At 51.1% G+C, this 15,667-nt stretch carries 20 protein-coding genes and 1 pseudogene; 20 read left to right on the top strand and 1 reads right to left on the bottom strand.

Features of this window, described 5'->3' with window-relative positions; genetic code table 11:
* The 18 genes and pseudogenes from Q3H59_RS12230 to Q3H59_RS12150 all read left to right on the top strand — a co-directional run bounded on the left by Q3H59_RS12230 (position 1) and on the right by Q3H59_RS12150 (position 12,532).
* Positions 1-390 carry a phage head closure protein gene (locus Q3H59_RS12230; RefSeq protein ID WP_309835062.1) on the top strand — a complete coding sequence of 130 codons (390 nt, stop codon included), beginning with the start codon at positions 1-3 and terminating at the stop codon, positions 388-390.
* A complete protein-coding gene (locus tag Q3H59_RS12225; RefSeq protein WP_309835060.1) occupies positions 383-889 on the top strand; it encodes a hypothetical protein in 507 nt (168 codons plus the stop codon). The genes Q3H59_RS12230 and Q3H59_RS12225 overlap by 8 nt, the downstream gene beginning before the upstream one ends.
* Positions 886-1,446, top strand: a complete 561-nt coding sequence (locus Q3H59_RS12220; protein WP_309835058.1) for a hypothetical protein — start codon at positions 886-888, stop codon at positions 1,444-1,446. Before Q3H59_RS12225 ends, Q3H59_RS12220 begins: the two co-directional genes overlap by 4 nt.
* A gap of 3 nt (positions 1,447-1,449) precedes the next feature.
* The gene (locus tag Q3H59_RS12215) at positions 1,450-1,638 is read left to right on the top strand and encodes a DUF2635 domain-containing protein (protein ID WP_277268969.1); all 189 of its coding nucleotides are present in this window, start codon (positions 1,450-1,452) and stop codon (positions 1,636-1,638) included.
* Entirely contained in the window at positions 1,638-3,134 is a 1,497-nt protein-coding gene (locus tag Q3H59_RS12210; protein WP_309835056.1) for a phage tail sheath subtilisin-like domain-containing protein, read from the top strand. The genes Q3H59_RS12215 and Q3H59_RS12210 overlap by 1 nt, the downstream gene beginning before the upstream one ends.
* On the top strand, positions 3,134-3,490 hold the full coding sequence (locus Q3H59_RS12205; protein ID WP_309835054.1) for a phage tail tube protein: 357 nt from the start codon (positions 3,134-3,136) through the stop codon (positions 3,488-3,490). The genes Q3H59_RS12210 and Q3H59_RS12205 overlap by 1 nt, the downstream gene beginning before the upstream one ends.
* The gene (locus Q3H59_RS12200; protein ID WP_309835052.1) at positions 3,487-3,810 is read left to right on the top strand and encodes a phage tail assembly protein; all 324 of its coding nucleotides are present in this window, start codon (positions 3,487-3,489) and stop codon (positions 3,808-3,810) included. Before Q3H59_RS12205 ends, Q3H59_RS12200 begins: the two co-directional genes overlap by 4 nt.
* An 84-nt stretch (positions 3,811-3,894) precedes the next feature.
* Complete coding sequence (locus Q3H59_RS12195) at positions 3,895-5,733, top strand: phage tail tape measure protein (RefSeq protein WP_309835051.1); 1,839 nt, start codon at positions 3,895-3,897, stop codon at positions 5,731-5,733.
* Between the two features lie 62 nt (positions 5,734-5,795).
* On the top strand, positions 5,796-6,248 hold the full coding sequence (locus Q3H59_RS12190) for a hypothetical protein (RefSeq protein WP_309835049.1): 453 nt from the start codon (positions 5,796-5,798) through the stop codon (positions 6,246-6,248).
* A 59-nt stretch (positions 6,249-6,307) separates the two neighbouring features.
* Positions 6,308-7,636 carry a DNA circularization N-terminal domain-containing protein gene (locus Q3H59_RS12185; protein WP_309835046.1) on the top strand — a complete coding sequence of 443 codons (1,329 nt, stop codon included), beginning with the start codon at positions 6,308-6,310 and terminating at the stop codon, positions 7,634-7,636.
* Positions 7,633-8,706, top strand: a complete 1,074-nt coding sequence (locus tag Q3H59_RS12180) for a phage baseplate assembly protein (RefSeq protein ID WP_309835044.1) — start codon at positions 7,633-7,635, stop codon at positions 8,704-8,706. The genes Q3H59_RS12185 and Q3H59_RS12180 overlap by 4 nt, the downstream gene beginning before the upstream one ends.
* Positions 8,706-9,263: a phage baseplate assembly protein V gene (locus tag Q3H59_RS12175; RefSeq protein ID WP_309835042.1), complete on the top strand. Its 558-nt coding sequence runs from the start codon at positions 8,706-8,708 to the stop codon at positions 9,261-9,263. The genes Q3H59_RS12180 and Q3H59_RS12175 overlap by 1 nt, the downstream gene beginning before the upstream one ends.
* On the top strand, positions 9,260-9,673 hold the full coding sequence (locus tag Q3H59_RS12170) for a phage GP46 family protein (protein ID WP_309835040.1): 414 nt from the start codon (positions 9,260-9,262) through the stop codon (positions 9,671-9,673). Before Q3H59_RS12175 ends, Q3H59_RS12170 begins: the two co-directional genes overlap by 4 nt.
* The gene (locus tag Q3H59_RS12165; RefSeq protein ID WP_309835039.1) at positions 9,666-10,733 is read left to right on the top strand and encodes a baseplate J/gp47 family protein; all 1,068 of its coding nucleotides are present in this window, start codon (positions 9,666-9,668) and stop codon (positions 10,731-10,733) included. The genes Q3H59_RS12170 and Q3H59_RS12165 overlap by 8 nt, the downstream gene beginning before the upstream one ends.
* Entirely contained in the window at positions 10,724-11,305 is a 582-nt protein-coding gene (locus Q3H59_RS12160) for a YmfQ family protein (protein ID WP_309835037.1), read from the top strand. Before Q3H59_RS12165 ends, Q3H59_RS12160 begins: the two co-directional genes overlap by 10 nt.
* Before the next feature lie 3 nt (positions 11,306-11,308).
* A pseudogene (locus tag Q3H59_RS24725) lies at positions 11,309-11,460 on the top strand (hypothetical protein); the annotation flags it as partial.
* On the top strand, positions 11,448-12,131 hold the full coding sequence (locus tag Q3H59_RS24720) for a hypothetical protein (RefSeq protein WP_405042243.1): 684 nt from the start codon (positions 11,448-11,450) through the stop codon (positions 12,129-12,131). The pseudogene Q3H59_RS24725 and the gene Q3H59_RS24720, both read left to right, overlap by 13 nt.
* Entirely contained in the window at positions 12,131-12,532 is a 402-nt protein-coding gene (locus Q3H59_RS12150) for a tail fiber assembly protein (protein ID WP_309835035.1), read from the top strand. The genes Q3H59_RS24720 and Q3H59_RS12150 overlap by 1 nt, the downstream gene beginning before the upstream one ends.
* A 32-nt stretch (positions 12,533-12,564) precedes the next feature.
* Here Q3H59_RS12150 and Q3H59_RS24715 read toward each other — a convergent pair whose 3' ends face one another.
* Positions 12,565-13,608, bottom strand: a complete 1,044-nt coding sequence (locus Q3H59_RS24715; protein WP_405041722.1) for an acyltransferase — start codon at positions 13,606-13,608, stop codon at positions 12,565-12,567.
* A 461-nt stretch (positions 13,609-14,069) separates the two neighbouring features.
* Here Q3H59_RS24715 and Q3H59_RS12145 point away from each other — a divergent pair, with 461 nt between their 5' ends.
* A complete protein-coding gene (locus Q3H59_RS12145) occupies positions 14,070-14,309 on the top strand; it encodes a DNA polymerase V (protein WP_309836690.1) in 240 nt (79 codons plus the stop codon).
* Positions 14,309-15,571 carry a translesion error-prone DNA polymerase V subunit UmuC gene (gene umuC / locus Q3H59_RS12140; RefSeq protein ID WP_309835033.1) on the top strand — a complete coding sequence of 421 codons (1,263 nt, stop codon included), beginning with the start codon at positions 14,309-14,311 and terminating at the stop codon, positions 15,569-15,571. Before Q3H59_RS12145 ends, umuC begins: the two co-directional genes overlap by 1 nt.
* Positions 15,572-15,667 lie beyond the last annotated feature (96 nt).

The raw sequence follows: 15,667 nt of genomic DNA, 5'->3' as shown, positions 1-15,667 counted from the left end.
ATGCAGCAACGCTCATCAAACACCAGTGCGGTATTCACGCTTCCTGACCCCGGGGAGCTGAATAAGCGTATTCACCTGCGCCAGCGCATCGACCAGGCGGCAGCGGACTACGGCACAGAGCCGGTCTATCAGAATGAAAAGGACGTATGGGCGAAGGTCCGGCAGGTGGGTGCGACCACATATCACGAATCCGTTCAGGCTGACGACATCATCACCCACTACATGACGATCCGTTACCGAAAGGGCATTACTTCTGATTTTGAGGTCGTTTATGGCGGCAATATCTACCGGGTTAAGCGCCTTCGCGATTTAAACTCCGCTGGCCGTTACCTGCTAATGGAATGCGAGGAGCTGGGCGCGGTTGAGCGCGATGGAGAGATGTATGGCTAAGCCACTGCTGCACGTCGATTTCGAACAGCCGAAAGAGCTTGTCTTTAACCGCGCCAAGATGCGAAAGGCCTTTGTGAAAATAGGCCAGGTGCATATGCGCGATGCCCGGCGTCTGGTCATGCGTCGCGGTCGGTCCGCTCCGGGTGAGTATCCGGGTTTCAGGACCGGCAGGCTGGCGCGGTCCATCGGCTATTACGTTCCCCGCGCATCAAAAAGCCGTCCGGGCCTGATGGTGCGTATCGCGCCCAACCAGAAGCGGGGCGAGGGTAACCGCCTCATTGAAGGTGATTTTTACCCGGCGTTCCTGTTCTACGGCGTGAAGCGCGGAGCTAAACGCAAAAAGAGCCATCACAAAGGCAAGTCTGGCGGAAATGGCTGGCGCGTTGCTCCGCGCAAAAACTACATGACCGAAGTGCTGGAGGCGCGCAAAACGTGGACGCGCTATGTGCTGAGTCGTGCGCTGCGTACCTCCCTGCGCCCTGAAAGGAAAAAGAAATGAAGCTATCACTGGTAATTGCCGCACTCCGGGCTCGATGTCCGATGTTCGCGGGTAACGTGGCCGGGGCGGCTGAGTTCAAGTCCATCCCCGAAACCGGCAAGATGAAGTTGCCGGCGGCGTATGTGGTTCCGACCGAAGACGTAACCGCTGAGCAGAAGTCCCTGACAGACTACTGGCAGAACGTGACCGAAGGCTTTGCTGTTGTAGTCGTGCTCGACAACACGCGCGATGAGCGCGGTCAGGCTGCCGGGTATGACGCCGTGCATGATGTGCGGCAGCAAATCTGGAAGGCTCTGCTGGGCTGGGAACCCGATTCAGACGCAGGCCCGGTGGCGTATTCCGGCGGCCAGCTTCTGGATATGGACCGGGGCCGCCTCTACTACCAGTTTGAGTTCATGCTGGCGCGTGAAATAACTGGCGAGATGACTCGCCAGCAGGGCGATCTAGACGCTCTGGATGAATTTAAAGAAATCGACGTCGACGTGGACTTCATCGGCAAAGACCAGAAACCAGACGGCATCATTGAACACAAACTTCGGGTCAACCTCAGCGAGTAACTAATGAAATTCAAACCTGTAGCCGGGCGATCAGTTCCTGATCCAGCCCGTGGCGACCTGTTGCCTAAAGAAGGGCGAAACGTCGAAATGAGCACTTACTGGCTCCGCCGTATGAAGGCTGGAGATGTTACGGAAGTCAAAGCAGAGAGCAAGACCTCTGCAAAAGACGCAACTAAACAAGGTGGCGAGTGATGACTGTCAGCTTTAATCAGGTGCCTTCTGATATCCGCGTGCCGCTGTTCTGGGCAGAAATGGATGCCAGCCAGGCGAATTCCGCGAGCTCTAGCAGCCCGGCGCTGCTAATCGGCACTGTGGCGACTACGGCCACGGTTGTGAAAAACACGCTCACTATCATGCCATCAGCTGATCTTGCCGGGAAAATCTGCGGTTTCGGCAGCCAGTTACACCGTATGGTCAAGCGCTATCGCGCCATCGACCCCTTTGGTGAACTCTGGATTCTGGCAGTAGGTGAATCAACAGGTGCGCAGGCGGCAGGCTCGATGGTCATTGCAGGCACCGCACAGGCATCAGGAACTCTCAGCCTATATATCGGGGTTGAACGTGTTCAGGCCGCCGTGGTTATTGGAGATGAGGCTGCTGACGTTGCCACTACGCTTGCGACTGCTATCAACGCGAATATCAGCCTGCCTGTCACCGCGACTGCTACTGACGGCACCGTTTCAGTCAAGGCTCGCCATAAGGGACTGACCGGGAACGACATCCCGTTGATGCTCAACTATTACGGCACGGTAGGCGGTGAAACTACCCCGGACGGCATTACCGTGACCATTACCGCGCTTTCTGGCGGCACAGGTTCACCTGACCTGACCGACACCATTGCTGCGATGGGTGATGAGCCGTTTGATTTTATCGGGCTTCCGTTCAGTGATTCAGCTTCCCTCGCGACTATGGCGCTGGAAATGAATGACGGTTCAGGTCGATGGAGCTACGCACGTCAGCTATACGGCCACGTCTACACGGCTAAAACAGGCACGCTGTCAGACCTGGTTGCCTTCGGCGACACCATGAATAACCAGCATATCACCGTTGCGGGTTATGAAGTGTCTACGCAAACCTGCTGCGATGAGCTGGTGGCGATGCGTACCGCCCGCAATGCGGTATTTATCCGTAACGATCCGGCGCGACCAACGCAAACCGGAGAACTGACCGGGGCATTACCTGCGCCGAAAGGCACCCGTTTCATTCTTTCAGAGCAACAGTCTCTGCTAACGCACGGCATTGCAACGGCCTATGCAGAGAGCGGCGTGCTACGTATTCAGCGTGATATTACGACCTATCAGCAGAACAATTACGGCGTGGCTGATAACAGCTATCTGGACAGTGAAACGCTGCATACCAGTGCTTACGTACTGCGCGAATTGAAGAGCGTGATCACCTCCAAGTACCCGCGCCATAAACTGGCCAATGACGGCACCCGATTTGGTGATGGTCAGGCCGTGGTGACGCCAGCGGTCATCAAAGGTGAGATGTGCTCGGTCTACAAACAGATGGAGCGATCAGCCATCGTTGAGAACTTTGACCTGTTCAAAACCTATCTGGTGGTGGAGCGCAACGCGGATAATCCAAACCGCGTCGATGTGCTGTTCCCGCCTGACTATGTTAATCAGCTGCGCGTGTTTGCTCTGGTTAATCAGTTCCGTCTGCAATACAGCGAGGAGAGCGAATAATGTCCCGTATTGCTGGTACCACGTATTTCAAACTCGACGGGCTTCAGTTGTCGCTGACGGGTGGCATTGAAGTGCCGATGAACACAAAGATTAATGATGATGTTATCGGCCTTGATGGTTCCGTTGATCGTAAGGAGACGCACCGCGCTCCCTACATCAAAGGCACTTTTAAGGTGCCGAAGGGCTTCCCACTGAGCAAAATTACAGAGTCCGATAGCATGACCGGTACTGCTGAGCTTGCGAATGGTCAGGTGTATGTCCTGACAGAAGCCTGGCTGTTTGGTGAGGCTAACCACAACGCCGAAGAGGGCACGGTTGACCTTGAGTTCCACGGTTCAGAAGGATTTTATCAGTGAAAGAGTTGGTACTGACTAAACCCATTGTGGCGGCAAATGAGACGCTGCATGTTCTTGAAATCCGCGAGCCAACTTATGACGAAGTTGAGCAGTTCGGTATCCCTTTCAGTTACAACGAGTCCGGTGAAATGAAGCTGGACTCTCGCGTAACGCTGAAATATATCCCGGTTCTTGCCGCTATCCCGCGCTCATCGGCGGCAAAAATGACTCTCAAAGATGTCTTTATGGCGTCGATGACGATAGTTGGTTTTTTTACGGGGTCGGAAGCGGCGGAGAGTTCAGAAAACGACTCTACAATACAGCCCACTTCTGGCGCATAAATCCGCTTGAGTTAAAAAATGTCAGCCTCAGCAGGTTTCTCGAAATGGAATCTGAGGCTGTCCGCATCTCTGAGGAAATGAACCGTGGCAGATAGTTTTCAGCTGAAGGCGATCATCACGGCAGTGGACCAGTTATCAGGTCCGCTGAAGGGGATGAGCAAAAACCTTAAAGGCTTTCAGAAGGAAGCCAAAGATATCATGGTCAGTGCGGCGGCTGTTGGCGTTGCGCTGACATCGGCGTTTTCCGTTCCGATTAGTCAGGCGATGGATTTCGAATCGCAGATGGCGGACGTTCGGAAAGTCGTTAACTTCGACACGCCACAGCAGTTTAAAGAGATGGGCGAAGACGTTCTCAAACTCTCGACTCAGCTGCCTATGGCAGCAAATGGAATCGCGCAGATCGTCGCAGCGGGCGGTCAGTCGGGGATTGCGCGTAAGGACCTGATGCAGTTCGCCAGTGATGCGGTGAAGATGGGTGTGGCATTTGACCAGACCGCCGAAGAGTCAGGTCAGATGATGGCGCAATGGCGCACAGCGTTTAAATTAACGCAGAGTGACGTTGTCGTGCTCGCCGATAAAATCAACTATCTGGGGAATACCGGTCCGGCGAACGCGCAGAAAATCTCAGACATTGTCACACGCATAGGTCCTCTTGGTGGCGTTGCGGGCGTGGCTTCGGGTGAAATTGCCGCGATGGGTGCGACTATTGCCGGTATGGGTGTAGAGTCAGAGATAGCCGCCACAGGCATCAAAAACTTCATGCTTTCATTAACCTCCGGTAAGTCAGCCACTTCCTCACAAAAGAAAGCGCTGAAATTTATCAAAATCGATCCTGCCCGGTTAGCAGCCGATATGCAGAAAGATTCGCGCGCTGCGATGTTGAAGGTGCTGGATTCGCTGGCTAAGGTTCCCAAAGACAAACAGGCAGCGGTCATGAATGCGCTGTTTGGTAAGGAATCACTTGCCGCAATTGCGCCTTTGCTGACTAACCTGGATTTACTGCGCACAAACTTTACGCGCGTTGCGGACGCTCAGCAGTATGCCGGTTCAATGCAAAAAGAGTATGAGTCGCGTGCGGCCACGACGGCAAACTCCGTTCAGCTGCTGAAAAACCAGTTCAGTGCCGCCAGTATCACTATCGGTGAGATGTTCCTTCCGGACATTGTTAAGCTGACGCAAAAGATTCAGCCGATGATTGAGCAATTCCGGCAGTTTACGAAGGCAAACCCGGAGATGGTCAGGGGAACTTTCAAATTCGGGATTGCGCTGCTTGGCACTGCGTCTGCAATGGGTGTTGCTTCCAGGGCGGTGAAGATTTTTGACTCGGTAATGAAGATGTCCACGATGGGTAAGGTTATTTCCCTCCTCGTGCTGGGCGGAAGTTTAATCATCAGTAACTGGGATCAAATCGCGCCGGTAGTGAAATCCGTCTGGAAATATGTCAATGAAGTTGTAGAAGCAATGGGGGGCTGGGAAACAGTCCTTGCCGCCGTGAGCACACTAATGGTGGGCGCGTTTGCTGATAATACTGTTGGTACCCTCGAATCTGCACTTTCTACAGCATCTTCGCTTTCAGAAGTTCTGGGGCAGATTGCCTCACTCGGAGCGCTGACTGTCTCCATTGGCGTTGCTATTTATGTTTTCAAAAAACTGAATGACATTGCTGATTCCGTAACTAAAAAGGACGGTACAACATCATTCTGGGAATCGCTCAAGAATCGCTGGAATGCGGGCGGGTGGTATAACAACCAGCAGGAGGGGCCGGGTTATCAGTCTGCAGTGCCATTATCGCGTCCAGAGCAGGGCGAACTCAAGGTCACTTTTGATAATGCGCCGCCGGGTATGCGTGTTGCTCCAGCGGGTAACGCGCTTCCATGGCTAAACTATGATGTTGGTTATAACCGTTTCAGCGGCAATAACTGATCATTAGTTGCTAAATATGTAAAATCACCTTTCTCGTCGTTAAATTTTCAAGGTGATGGATCATGATTAAACTGTTGCTAGCTTTAGTTTTTGCAATTATTTCATTTTCAACAATCGCAAAGAGTAACCCTATTACAGAAGCTTTTGTAGCAGATGTTAAGCGAGCAGCTGAAACAGATGGAGCTATTCAGAAATCAATTGATATTGTTTGTCCAGCGCCATCCGCATCAGGTACATTTTTATTGACTGAAGCGAATTATGAATTTGGTAAAAGCAAAGGCACTTATGTTTTTAAGGAAGGAAAGGGTCCTAATGCAAAGTTGGACTGGATAGGCGCCAAAACGCAAGACGATGACTTTTCCTCTGAAGAACTTGATGGATATGAGTTCGGATTTACTATGCCAAATGGACAGTTTTTTCTGACAGTAAATAAAACTGGAAAGATAAAAGCTGGTGTTAATGTAAATGGGACTTCAGGTGTTAAGGAAGTTAATTGTAAATTATCCTCCCAGTAGTTCAGTGAATATCTATCAAATAACCCGCTCCGGCGGGTTTTTTATTGCCCGGAGATCGCATGAGCTGGATTGATAACCTGCAGGATGCTTCATTGCGTGGCGTGCCCTTCAAGGTTGATGAGGATGAGGCTACTTTCGGTAGACGCGTCCAGGTGCATGAATATCCCAACCGCGATAAGCCATGGGCTGAAGACATGGGGCGTGCAACACGGCGCTTCAGTGTTCAGGCATATCTTGTTGGCGAGGACTATTTTGAACAGCGCAACAGGCTGATCGAAGCCGTTGAGAAACCCGGTAGTTGCACCCTCGTTCATCCATTTTACGGTGAAATGACGGTCACCGTTACCGATGAAGTTCGCGTCAGCCATACCAAAGACGAGGGCCGAATGTGCCGCGTCAGCTTCAGCTTCATCGAATCAGGTGAGCTGTCATTTCCCAAAGCCGGCATTGCAACCGGAACGAAACTGACGGGCGCGGCGGCGCTGATGGACAATTTCCTGTCATCTGCATTTGAGGCGTTTGGTCTCGATGGGTTGCCAGACTTCACGCAAAACGGGCTGCTGGATGATGCCACGGAGATGTTCGATACCGTTACCGATGCCATGCAGTACGTGGATTCGGGAATCAGTGCAGCATCCCGCCTGATGCAGGGTGATTTGTCTGTATTGCTGATGCCGCCGTCAAGTGGCATGAATTTTGTGGATCAGCTCCAAACCATGTGGCGCGCCGGTACAAAACTGACAGGCAATGTCACAGACGTAATCTCGATGGTCAAAGGTCTCAGCGGTATCACTCTCGATACCGGACTTGCTCCACGCGGGGTCTGGAAAACAGACAGCGCCAGTACACAGGCCAGAACGGAGCAGCGCAATTACGTTGCGCAGGCGATCCGTACTTCAGCGCTCAGTGAGGCGGTGAATACGGTGACGAATTTACCAAAGTCCACAGCCTCAACCACGGTCACAAGTGAACAATCCTCCACAGCGGTAATTGTGTCGCACCCGGCAGTAAATGATTTACTGGAAGATGATACAGCGGTGGGCGTTATCACCTCTACAGGAACGGATACGGTTCCGTCCTGGGATGATCTCACCGAAGTACGAGACACGCTAAACACCGCTATCGATCAGGAAATGGTCCGCGTCACCGATGACGGGCTGTTTCTCGCGCTGCGACAGGTACGCACCGCGCTGAACGAAGATATCACTTCGCGACTTGAGCAAACCTCCAGAACGATTGAGCGCGTACCGCCCGAAGTTTTACCCGCAGTCGTGCTTGCTGCTGACTGGTATGACGATGCCGGGCGTGAATATGACATTACCGCGCGCAACGCCATTCGGCACCCCGGCTTTGTTCCGGTAAAAAACCTGAGAGTGCCCGTCCAGTGAATACAACCGTACTTCTAAGCGTTAATGGCCGTGAGTGGGGTGGGTGGACATCCGTTCGCATTGCGGCAGGCATTGAACGCATCTCAAGGGATTTCAATGTCCAGATTACCCGGTCATGGCCGGGTGATGAATCACAGGTAAGTCGCCGCAGCCGCATCAAAAAAGCCGATAAGGTTGAAGTGCTGATTGGTGATGATCTGGTCATCACCGGATGGGTGGAAGCAACGCCTGTAAGGTATGACGCCAACAGCATCTCAATGGGTATCGTTGGCCGCAGTAAAACAGCAGACCTTGTTGATTGTTCAGCAAAACCCTCGCAGTACAACGGACGTTCAATCGTTCAGGTTGCCGCAGACCTCGCCAGGCCGTTCAGCATCAACGTTGTGGATGCGGGCGGCGTGTCCGGCGTACTGCAGGGCGTACAGGCCGACCAGGGTGAATCCGTTATGGATGTGCTTAATAAGATGCTGGGCCTGCAACAGGCGCTGGCCTATGACAACGCGGCGGGTGATTTAGTCATCGGCGGCATTGGTACGGTCAGGGCTACTACCGCTTTGGTGCTGGGAGAAAACATCCTGACATGTGACAGCGAACAAAGCATCAAGGACCGCTTCAGCTCCTATCAGGTTTCAGGCATGCGCGCCGGAAACAACGATGATTTTGGCGAGGCAACGACTACGGCGATTCGTGGCACAGCTACCGATACCGGAATAGCCAGGTACAGGCCGTTGCTGGTCAGGCAGACCGGCAATGCCACGTCAGAAACCTGTGCTGAGCGCAGCGAATTCGAGATGCGCCAGCGCGCCGCCAGGACTGACGAAGTGACTTATACCGTTCAGGGCTGGCACCAGGGAGACGGTAAGCTTTGGCAGCCCAACATGCTGGTGAACGTATTCGATCCTGTTCTGGGGTTTGATAACCGTGAAATGGTGATCGCGGAGGTGACCTACCAGCAGGATGAAAACGGCACCACCAGTGAGCTGCGTATTGGCCCTGCAGATGCCTATCTTCCCGAGCCTGCAAAGCCCGGCAAACGTAAGAAAAAAGCCGCAGCGGAGGATGATTTCTGATGGCTGGTCCACTCAATGCGCTTAATCGCGCACTTGCAAACGTTCTGGCGCGGGCGGTATTACGCGGTATCGACACGGCCAGCAAGTGCCAGATGCTGGAGATAAGCATGCCTGGCGGTGAGGGCAAAAGTGATATCGAACACCTTGAGCCTTACGGCTTCACATCAGCTGCACTGAGCGGCGCAGAGGCTGTTGCGGCTTACTTCGATGGTGATCGATCTCATGGTGTCGTGCTGGTGGTCGCGGATCGTCGCTACCGCCTGAAGGGCTTAAAGGGTGGAGAGGTTGCCATTTATGACGACGAGGCCAAGTCGGTAACACTCACCCGAGCAGGGATTGTTGTGGATGGGGGCGGGAAACTCATCACACTCAAAAATGCCCCCAAAGCTCGTTTCGAAATGGACATCGAGGCAACCGGAAATATCACCGATAACTGTGATTCTGACGGTGTCTCCATGGACCAGATGCGTGTGACCTATAACGGGCATAAGCATAAAGAAAACGGGGACGTCGGCGGCACCACGGATGCAACCTTGCAACAAATGGGTGGATCATGATCCTCACAATAAATGGCAGGCAGCAGGCGGTTTATCAGTTAACTGACCCGCTAACCCGCGCTGTGGTTATCTCACTCTTCACCTGGCGAAAAGCGGGTAAAGACGATGTGCCCGAAGAGGTCAATGGCTGGTGGGGTGACACGTTCCCTACCGTTCAGAATGACCGAATAGGCTCCCGCCTTTATTTGCTGAAGCGGTCCAAATTGACCAACCAGACGCCGCTGAAAGCCCGTGAATACATCGCAGAAGCGCTGCAATGGCTCACGGCTGATGGTGTGGCCGCGCGTGTCGATGTCACCGCTCAGAGGCTTGGCATCAATTCCATGTCAGCTTCCACGGTCATACGCAAGCAGGACGGCACAACCCTGACGCTTTCCTTTGATGATTTATGGAGTGAACTCAATGGCTGACAGCGGATTTTCCCGCCCGACACTTCCGCAGCTGATCACCGCAGTACGGAGCGATATTCTTACCCGCCTCGCGGCCGATTCAACGCTGGCAGAATTACGCAGGACTGACGCCGAAGTATACAGCCGCGTTCTGGCTGCATCAGTCCATACGGTTTATGGCTATATCGACTATCTCGCCCGGAATCTACTTCCCGATCTTGCGGACGAAGACTGGCTTATCAGACACGGCAACATGAAGCGTGCGCCACGGAAGGCAGCTACTAACGCGAGCGGCTACGTGCGCTGGGATGGCGTAACGGGCAGTGCCAGTATTGATGCTGGTGTGACCATTCAGCGTGACGATCTTGTGTCATTCACCACGACTGCCAGCGCTACGCCTTCTGGTGGCGTGCTTCGTGTGCCTGTCACTTGTGATAAGACAGGCATCACCGGCAATACTGATGACGGTATCACAATGCGGCTAACCAGTCCGGTAACAGGACTGCCTTCTGCAGGCATTGCCGACACTATTCAGGGTGGCACGGATATAGAAGACCTTGAAGTGTGGCGCGCCAGAATTATTGAACGCTGGTACTACACGCCGCAGGGTGGGGCAGACACTGATTATGAAGTTTGGGCGAAAGAGGTATCAGGAGTTACGCGCGCGTGGACGTACCGACATTGGTCAGGTCGCGGAACGGTCGGCATCATGCTGGCAAACAGCGACCTATATAACCCAATACCGGATGCCGCTGTAGTGGCTGCTGTTCAGGCACATATCGAACCGCTTGCTCCGATAGCAGGAGCGGATGTGTACGCTTTCGCCGCAACACCGCATGTCGTTGATTATCACATCCGACTTACACCAGATACAGAAGAAATCAGGCTGGCCGTAGAAGCTGAGATCAGAGCGATGAACCTCCGCGATGGTGTCCCAGAGAGCGCCCTTGAGCCTTCGCGAATCAGTGAAGCTATCAGCCTTGCTACCGGGGAATACAGCCACGTACTGGTAAGTCCAACGGATGAGGTGGTAATCGCTAAGGGAGAAGTAGGCGTTGTTGGAGACTTCACATGGACCTGACGGCGCAGTATGAGCAAATGCTGGGCGCGCTGTTACCGCGCGGGCCTGCATGGGATGGTTATGACCCATTGCTACTGGGTTTTGCTCCGGTTATGTCCCGCGCCCACCTAAGTGCTGACGCATTGATGCTGGAGACGGACCCACGTTCCGTTACCGAACTTATAGACCGCTATGAAAGCATTTCTGGCCTGCCTGACAATTGCACGCCAGCAGGCAGTCAAACGCTTCAGCAGCGCCGTCAGCGGCTCGATGCAAAGATAAATTTGGTAGGTGGAATAAACGAGACTTTTTATCGAGCGCAGCTTGATGCGCTTGGGTACGAAGCAGCAACGATTACCAGGTATCCCAAGAGCAGTTTTACCAGTAATTCGACATGCACGGACTCTCTCTATAGCGATGAGTGGCGTTATTACTGGCGCGTAAATATCCCTGAATCGACTCAAATAAGTTCAATGACCTGCATCAGTAACTGCACAGATTCAATTAGGACTTGGGGTGAAACAGTTGTTGAGTGCGTGCTTAATAAGTTGGCTCCATCTCACACCTTCTTAATTTTTTTATACACGGAGTAACTAATGCATCGTATAGATACATCTACCGCGCAGGTTGACAAATTTGGTAAGGGTAAAAACGGTTTTACGGGGGGTAACCCGCAAACAGGATTACTTCCTACAGCACTTGATGCTGATTATTTCGATACTTTTACAGGAGGAATTGGCAGGAGTAATTGAATCAGCAGGTCTTACATTAAACAAAAACACCAACTCGCAGCTTACTGCTGCCATCAAAACCTTGGTTGGCTCAGGTCGACTTCTTAATATCCAGATATTTGTTAATAATGGGCAATACACTCCAACTCCGGGAACCAAAAAAATTATTGTCGAAGCAATTTCTGGTGGTGGCGGGAGTCGTTCTGGATCAACCGCCAGCGGACAAACAGGCGGTTCTACACCGGGTTATCATGGTCAGTACAATAAATCTCGCTTTGATATCAGTGCTATTTCAACACCGCTTACTGTGACTGTAGGTTCTGGCGGTTCTGCTGGAAATTACGGTGGCGCCACATATTTTGGCCCTTATATGTCTTTAGATGGCGGTAATCCTGCTGATGGGACGCTTTCTTCATCAACTTCAGGGGTTGCAGGTAGTGCTTACCACCGCACTGGCGCGATCAATACCTCTACTGGCTTCATTCTCTCATCTTCCCAAGGTGAGACTTTATCTACACAGGTAGTTCAGGTTACGGCTGGAACAGCATGCGGATTTTCCGCTCCAAGTTCTCCATTCCCTGGTGGATGGCAGGGCAGAGGCGCGGATGGTATTTATGCAGCTGCTGGTACAAGCTACACAGGCAAAAGCGGCAACCCGGGCATGGTTATCGTACAGGAGTATGCATAATGGGATCAGATGTATATGGTGTTATCGACGTTAATGGAACGATAATTAATGTAGTTTTATGGGACGGCGACTCAGCATGGACACCGCCTGAAGGGCACACAACCTTAAAGCTCGAAAATAGTGGTGCTGGTATAGGATGGGTTTATAAAAAAGGGGTGTTTATTGCCCCTCCAGAACCCGAAATTCCTATAGAAGAAATCATGGAGCAAGCAAATATCCAAAAAAATAATCTTATTGCTGAATCTACACTAAAGATATCCATACTCGAAGACGCTGTAGATAACGGCATGGCAAATGATCATGAAATAATCCAGCTTGAGGCCTTAAGGAAATATAGAGTGTTACTCTACCGAGTAGATACGTCCAGAGGAGTTGACATCCTCTGGCCTGAAATTGAATAAACCAATGCCCGCTTAATTTTAATGCGGCGGATCTATTTTATAAGGAAGTTCAAATGCCTGGTTTTGCCAATTAATAGATAATATAAGTAACTAGCTGTTAGTGTAAAGGTTATTAAGATTGGTAATTTTATATATATTGAAATATTAAGATTCCTAGCTAAATTCATAACAAGTGTTAGCGGTATAACATGGAAAAGATATATAGCAAAGGATGATTCGCTTAACCTTGAAATGCAGGTGGTAACGAATGACGGGGATGGAGACTTTATTCTAATTAAAAGGGCGAATACACATGATGCCATCACAAAAATTGGGAATGAGTGGTACCATGTAAATCCATCACCAGACAGCCCACCTGATAACTTTAAAAAATTCTGAATGCAAAGGAGTAAAGCAAAGAAAGCTATTGATACAGTTATTAACTGAATGGAACTAATCTTAGAAAGAGTCCCTCTGGAATAAATACTATACCCCACAATAAAATAGCAAACATAATAACTGCTAATGAAAAAAGATAAAGAACCAATAAATATTTCCATTTTGAAAACATCATATAGGAATGGTGGTATAAATGTAAAAGAAACAGTGATTAGATTTAACCCCAAAAGCTTAGAGTCACTTAGGTTTGTAATCATAGCGGCAATAAAAGGAGAAGAAAGATATAACCCAATTGCTATATACAGATACCATAATTGATAAGCATATCCTGCATTGCCAACCATCAATCCTTTAAGGAATTCGATAATTACAAAGGGTTTATCAAAAAAATAACTAGATAAAAGGTTTATTAAAAATGCGTAAAATACTAACAGAAAGATAAATTGAGGGACTCTTTTTTTATAAAATTCTAACAGTGAAATTTTCGACGCCTTTTGAATGATAAGCGCGCCCGATAAGAATATGAAAAGTGGCACGCTCAGCCTGCCAGCAATCCTTAGTCCCTGATAAATGTCCCATTGATATAAGTCTAGATCCACGTATTTCCTAGCCAATAGATCAGTGCAGTGGATGACTATTACTAAGACTATAGCTACAGCTCTGCACAGTTCTAAGGAAAACACGTTGCCTTTCTTCATTGAGACTCACTCTGTAATATGCAAATAGGAAAAGAAAATGCACAAGAAATTGTAAGGAATTAGTTGGATTAGTGTAGTATTTGTTTTCCTTTTATTGCAAACTCAATTTATAAAAAGTTCCCGTTATTCCTCGATTTTTATGGCAGCATATAAGTTTAACGGGGTTTCAGGGCTAATATGAACCAACTGATTGTTGCTAGACGCCTCTAAGGTCCAATTTAATTGGTTACAGAAGCAATGCATAAAAAAGCCCCGGCGACGGGGCAGCTTAAGACCGCGTCCATCTTCATGCAGGCTGCGGGAGTGTGTAGTTAAAGCTTAGTCATTCCCTCCGGCCCCGCGCACCTAAATTTCCTTCCTCGCCAATCCCTTCGCAAAAACCACCATCAATCGACTTGATCGATCCTACCGATCAATATTACTGTGTTTATATACAGTATCTATCAGGGAGGGAGATGACCATGCCCCGCAACTACGAAATCATGATGGCCTTTAAGCAGGCTATGAAGCGAGATGCCTCAGGCCGCTTTACTATCAGCACGCTCGACTTTGTGAGCGAACTGGAGCGACTTAACTGGCATTACACGCTTCGCGCCGCCAATAGCTGGATAGAGATGTACACGACTACCTTCCGTGACATTTCAACGGCTGATGGTGATGAGCGCGTGTTTCAGGTTTTCAATCCAAACGGCGGCATGTGATGTTTGCGCTCGTTGACGTGAACTCGTTTTACGCCAGCTGCGAGACGGTATTCAGGCCTGATTTGCGCGGCAAACCGGTTCTGGTTCTGAGCAACAACGACGGGTGTGTGATCGCCCGCAGCGCCGAAGTTAAAGAGCTGAAAATCCCGATGGGTGCGCCTTACTTCAAGTTGAAGGATGAAATCCGCCGGCACAAGATTCACGTGTTCAGCAGCAACTATGCGCTCTACGCTGACATGAGCAACAGGGTGATGACGACGCTTGAGCAGATGGCGCCATCAGTGGAGGTGTATTCGATCGACGAAGCATTCCTGGACCTGACCGGCGTCCGTAATTGCCGGGTGCTGGAAGACTTTGGACGCGAGGTGAGGGAGCGAATCAAACGCGATACACATCTGACCGTTGGTGTCGGGATTGCCCAGACCAAGACGCTCGCCAAGCTTGCCAACCACGCTGCGAAGAAGTGGAAGCAAACCGGCGGCGTCGTTGACCTGTCGAATGTCGATCGGCAGAAAAAGCTGATGGCGCTGGTACCGGTTGAGGATGTCTGGGGCGTCGGCCGCCGCATCAGTAAGAAGCTCAACGCAATGGGCATCATCACCGCTAAAGACCTGTCGGAGCAGAGCACCTACATCATCCGAAAGCACTTCAACGTGGTGCTGGAGAGAACGGTGCGAGAACTACGCGGAGAGCCTTGCCTCGAGCTAGAAGAGTTCGCGCCGACGAAGCAGCAGATTGTATGCTCCCGTTCCTTTGGCTCACGCATCACCGAGTATATGGATATGCGCCAAGCGGTTTGCTCGTACGCAGAACGCGCTGCCGAGAAGTTAAGGCGGGAACGCCAGTATTGCCGACAGGTAGCCGTATTCGTCCGCACCAGCCCGCACGCAGAAGGCGAGGTGTTTTACGGCAATCAGGCCATGGGCAGACTGCTAACGCCGTCAAACGACACGCGCGACATCATCCGGGTTGCCATGCAGGGACTCGACCACATATGGCGCGACGGATGCCGGTATATGAAAGCAGGCGTGATGCTGGGCGACTTTTACAGCCAGGGTGTTTCGCAGCTCAATCTCTTTGACGAATTCAAACCACAGGCCAACAGCGAATCTCTGATGCGTGTTGTCGATGGTCTCAACCAGAGCGGGAAGGGGAAATTATGGTTTGCAGGACAGGGTATCCAGAAATCCTGGGAGATGAAGCGCGAAATGTTGTCGCCGGCATACACCACCAGACTGTCGGACCTGCCAGTGGCGAAGTAACGTTTCTGCTTCAGCCGCTGCAGCACATCCTGTCTACGCGTGAGACTACCAGCATGGTGGAGCTGAATGGCCGCAGGTGCATAATCGATAAGCAGC

This window comes from Pantoea sp. SORGH_AS_0659, assembly GCF_031453915.1.
Lineage (GTDB): Bacteria > Pseudomonadota > Gammaproteobacteria > Enterobacterales > Enterobacteriaceae > Pantoea > Pantoea leporis.
Note: the sequence above shows the minus strand (reverse complement) of the source record. Positions and strands in the feature narration are given on the sequence as shown.

What these genes read in the sequence shown, in the direction of transcription:
- Q3H59_RS12160 (WP_309835037.1), top strand. Translation starts at nt 10,724, where the DNA reads ATGGACCTGACGGCGCAGTATGAGCAAATGCTGGGCGCGCTGTTACCG.
- Q3H59_RS12215 (WP_277268969.1), top strand. Translation starts at nt 1,450, where the DNA reads ATGAAATTCAAACCTGTAGCCGGGCGATCAGTTCCTGATCCAGCCCGT.
- Q3H59_RS12205 (WP_309835054.1), top strand. Translation starts at nt 3,134, where the DNA reads ATGTCCCGTATTGCTGGTACCACGTATTTCAAACTCGACGGGCTTCAG.
- Q3H59_RS12185 (WP_309835046.1), top strand. Translation starts at nt 6,308, where the DNA reads ATGAGCTGGATTGATAACCTGCAGGATGCTTCATTGCGTGGCGTGCCC.
- Q3H59_RS12145 (WP_309836690.1), top strand. Translation starts at nt 14,070, where the DNA reads ATGCCCCGCAACTACGAAATCATGATGGCCTTTAAGCAGGCTATGAAG.
- Q3H59_RS24715 (WP_405041722.1), bottom strand. Translation starts at nt 13,608, where the DNA reads ATGAAGAAAGGCAACGTGTTTTCCTTAGAACTGTGCAGAGCTGTAGCT.
- umuC (WP_309835033.1), top strand. Translation starts at nt 14,309, where the DNA reads ATGTTTGCGCTCGTTGACGTGAACTCGTTTTACGCCAGCTGCGAGACG.
- Q3H59_RS12190 (WP_309835049.1), top strand. Translation starts at nt 5,796, where the DNA reads ATGATTAAACTGTTGCTAGCTTTAGTTTTTGCAATTATTTCATTTTCA.
- Q3H59_RS12170 (WP_309835040.1), top strand. Translation starts at nt 9,260, where the DNA reads ATGATCCTCACAATAAATGGCAGGCAGCAGGCGGTTTATCAGTTAACT.
- Q3H59_RS12210 (WP_309835056.1), top strand. Translation starts at nt 1,638, where the DNA reads ATGACTGTCAGCTTTAATCAGGTGCCTTCTGATATCCGCGTGCCGCTG.
- Q3H59_RS12175 (WP_309835042.1), top strand. Translation starts at nt 8,706, where the DNA reads ATGGCTGGTCCACTCAATGCGCTTAATCGCGCACTTGCAAACGTTCTG.
- Q3H59_RS12165 (WP_309835039.1), top strand. Translation starts at nt 9,666, where the DNA reads ATGGCTGACAGCGGATTTTCCCGCCCGACACTTCCGCAGCTGATCACC.
- Q3H59_RS12150 (WP_309835035.1), top strand. Translation starts at nt 12,131, where the DNA reads ATGGGATCAGATGTATATGGTGTTATCGACGTTAATGGAACGATAATT.
- Q3H59_RS12230 (WP_309835062.1), top strand. Translation starts at nt 1, where the DNA reads ATGCAGCAACGCTCATCAAACACCAGTGCGGTATTCACGCTTCCTGAC.
- Q3H59_RS12225 (WP_309835060.1), top strand. Translation starts at nt 383, where the DNA reads ATGGCTAAGCCACTGCTGCACGTCGATTTCGAACAGCCGAAAGAGCTT.
- Q3H59_RS12220 (WP_309835058.1), top strand. Translation starts at nt 886, where the DNA reads ATGAAGCTATCACTGGTAATTGCCGCACTCCGGGCTCGATGTCCGATG.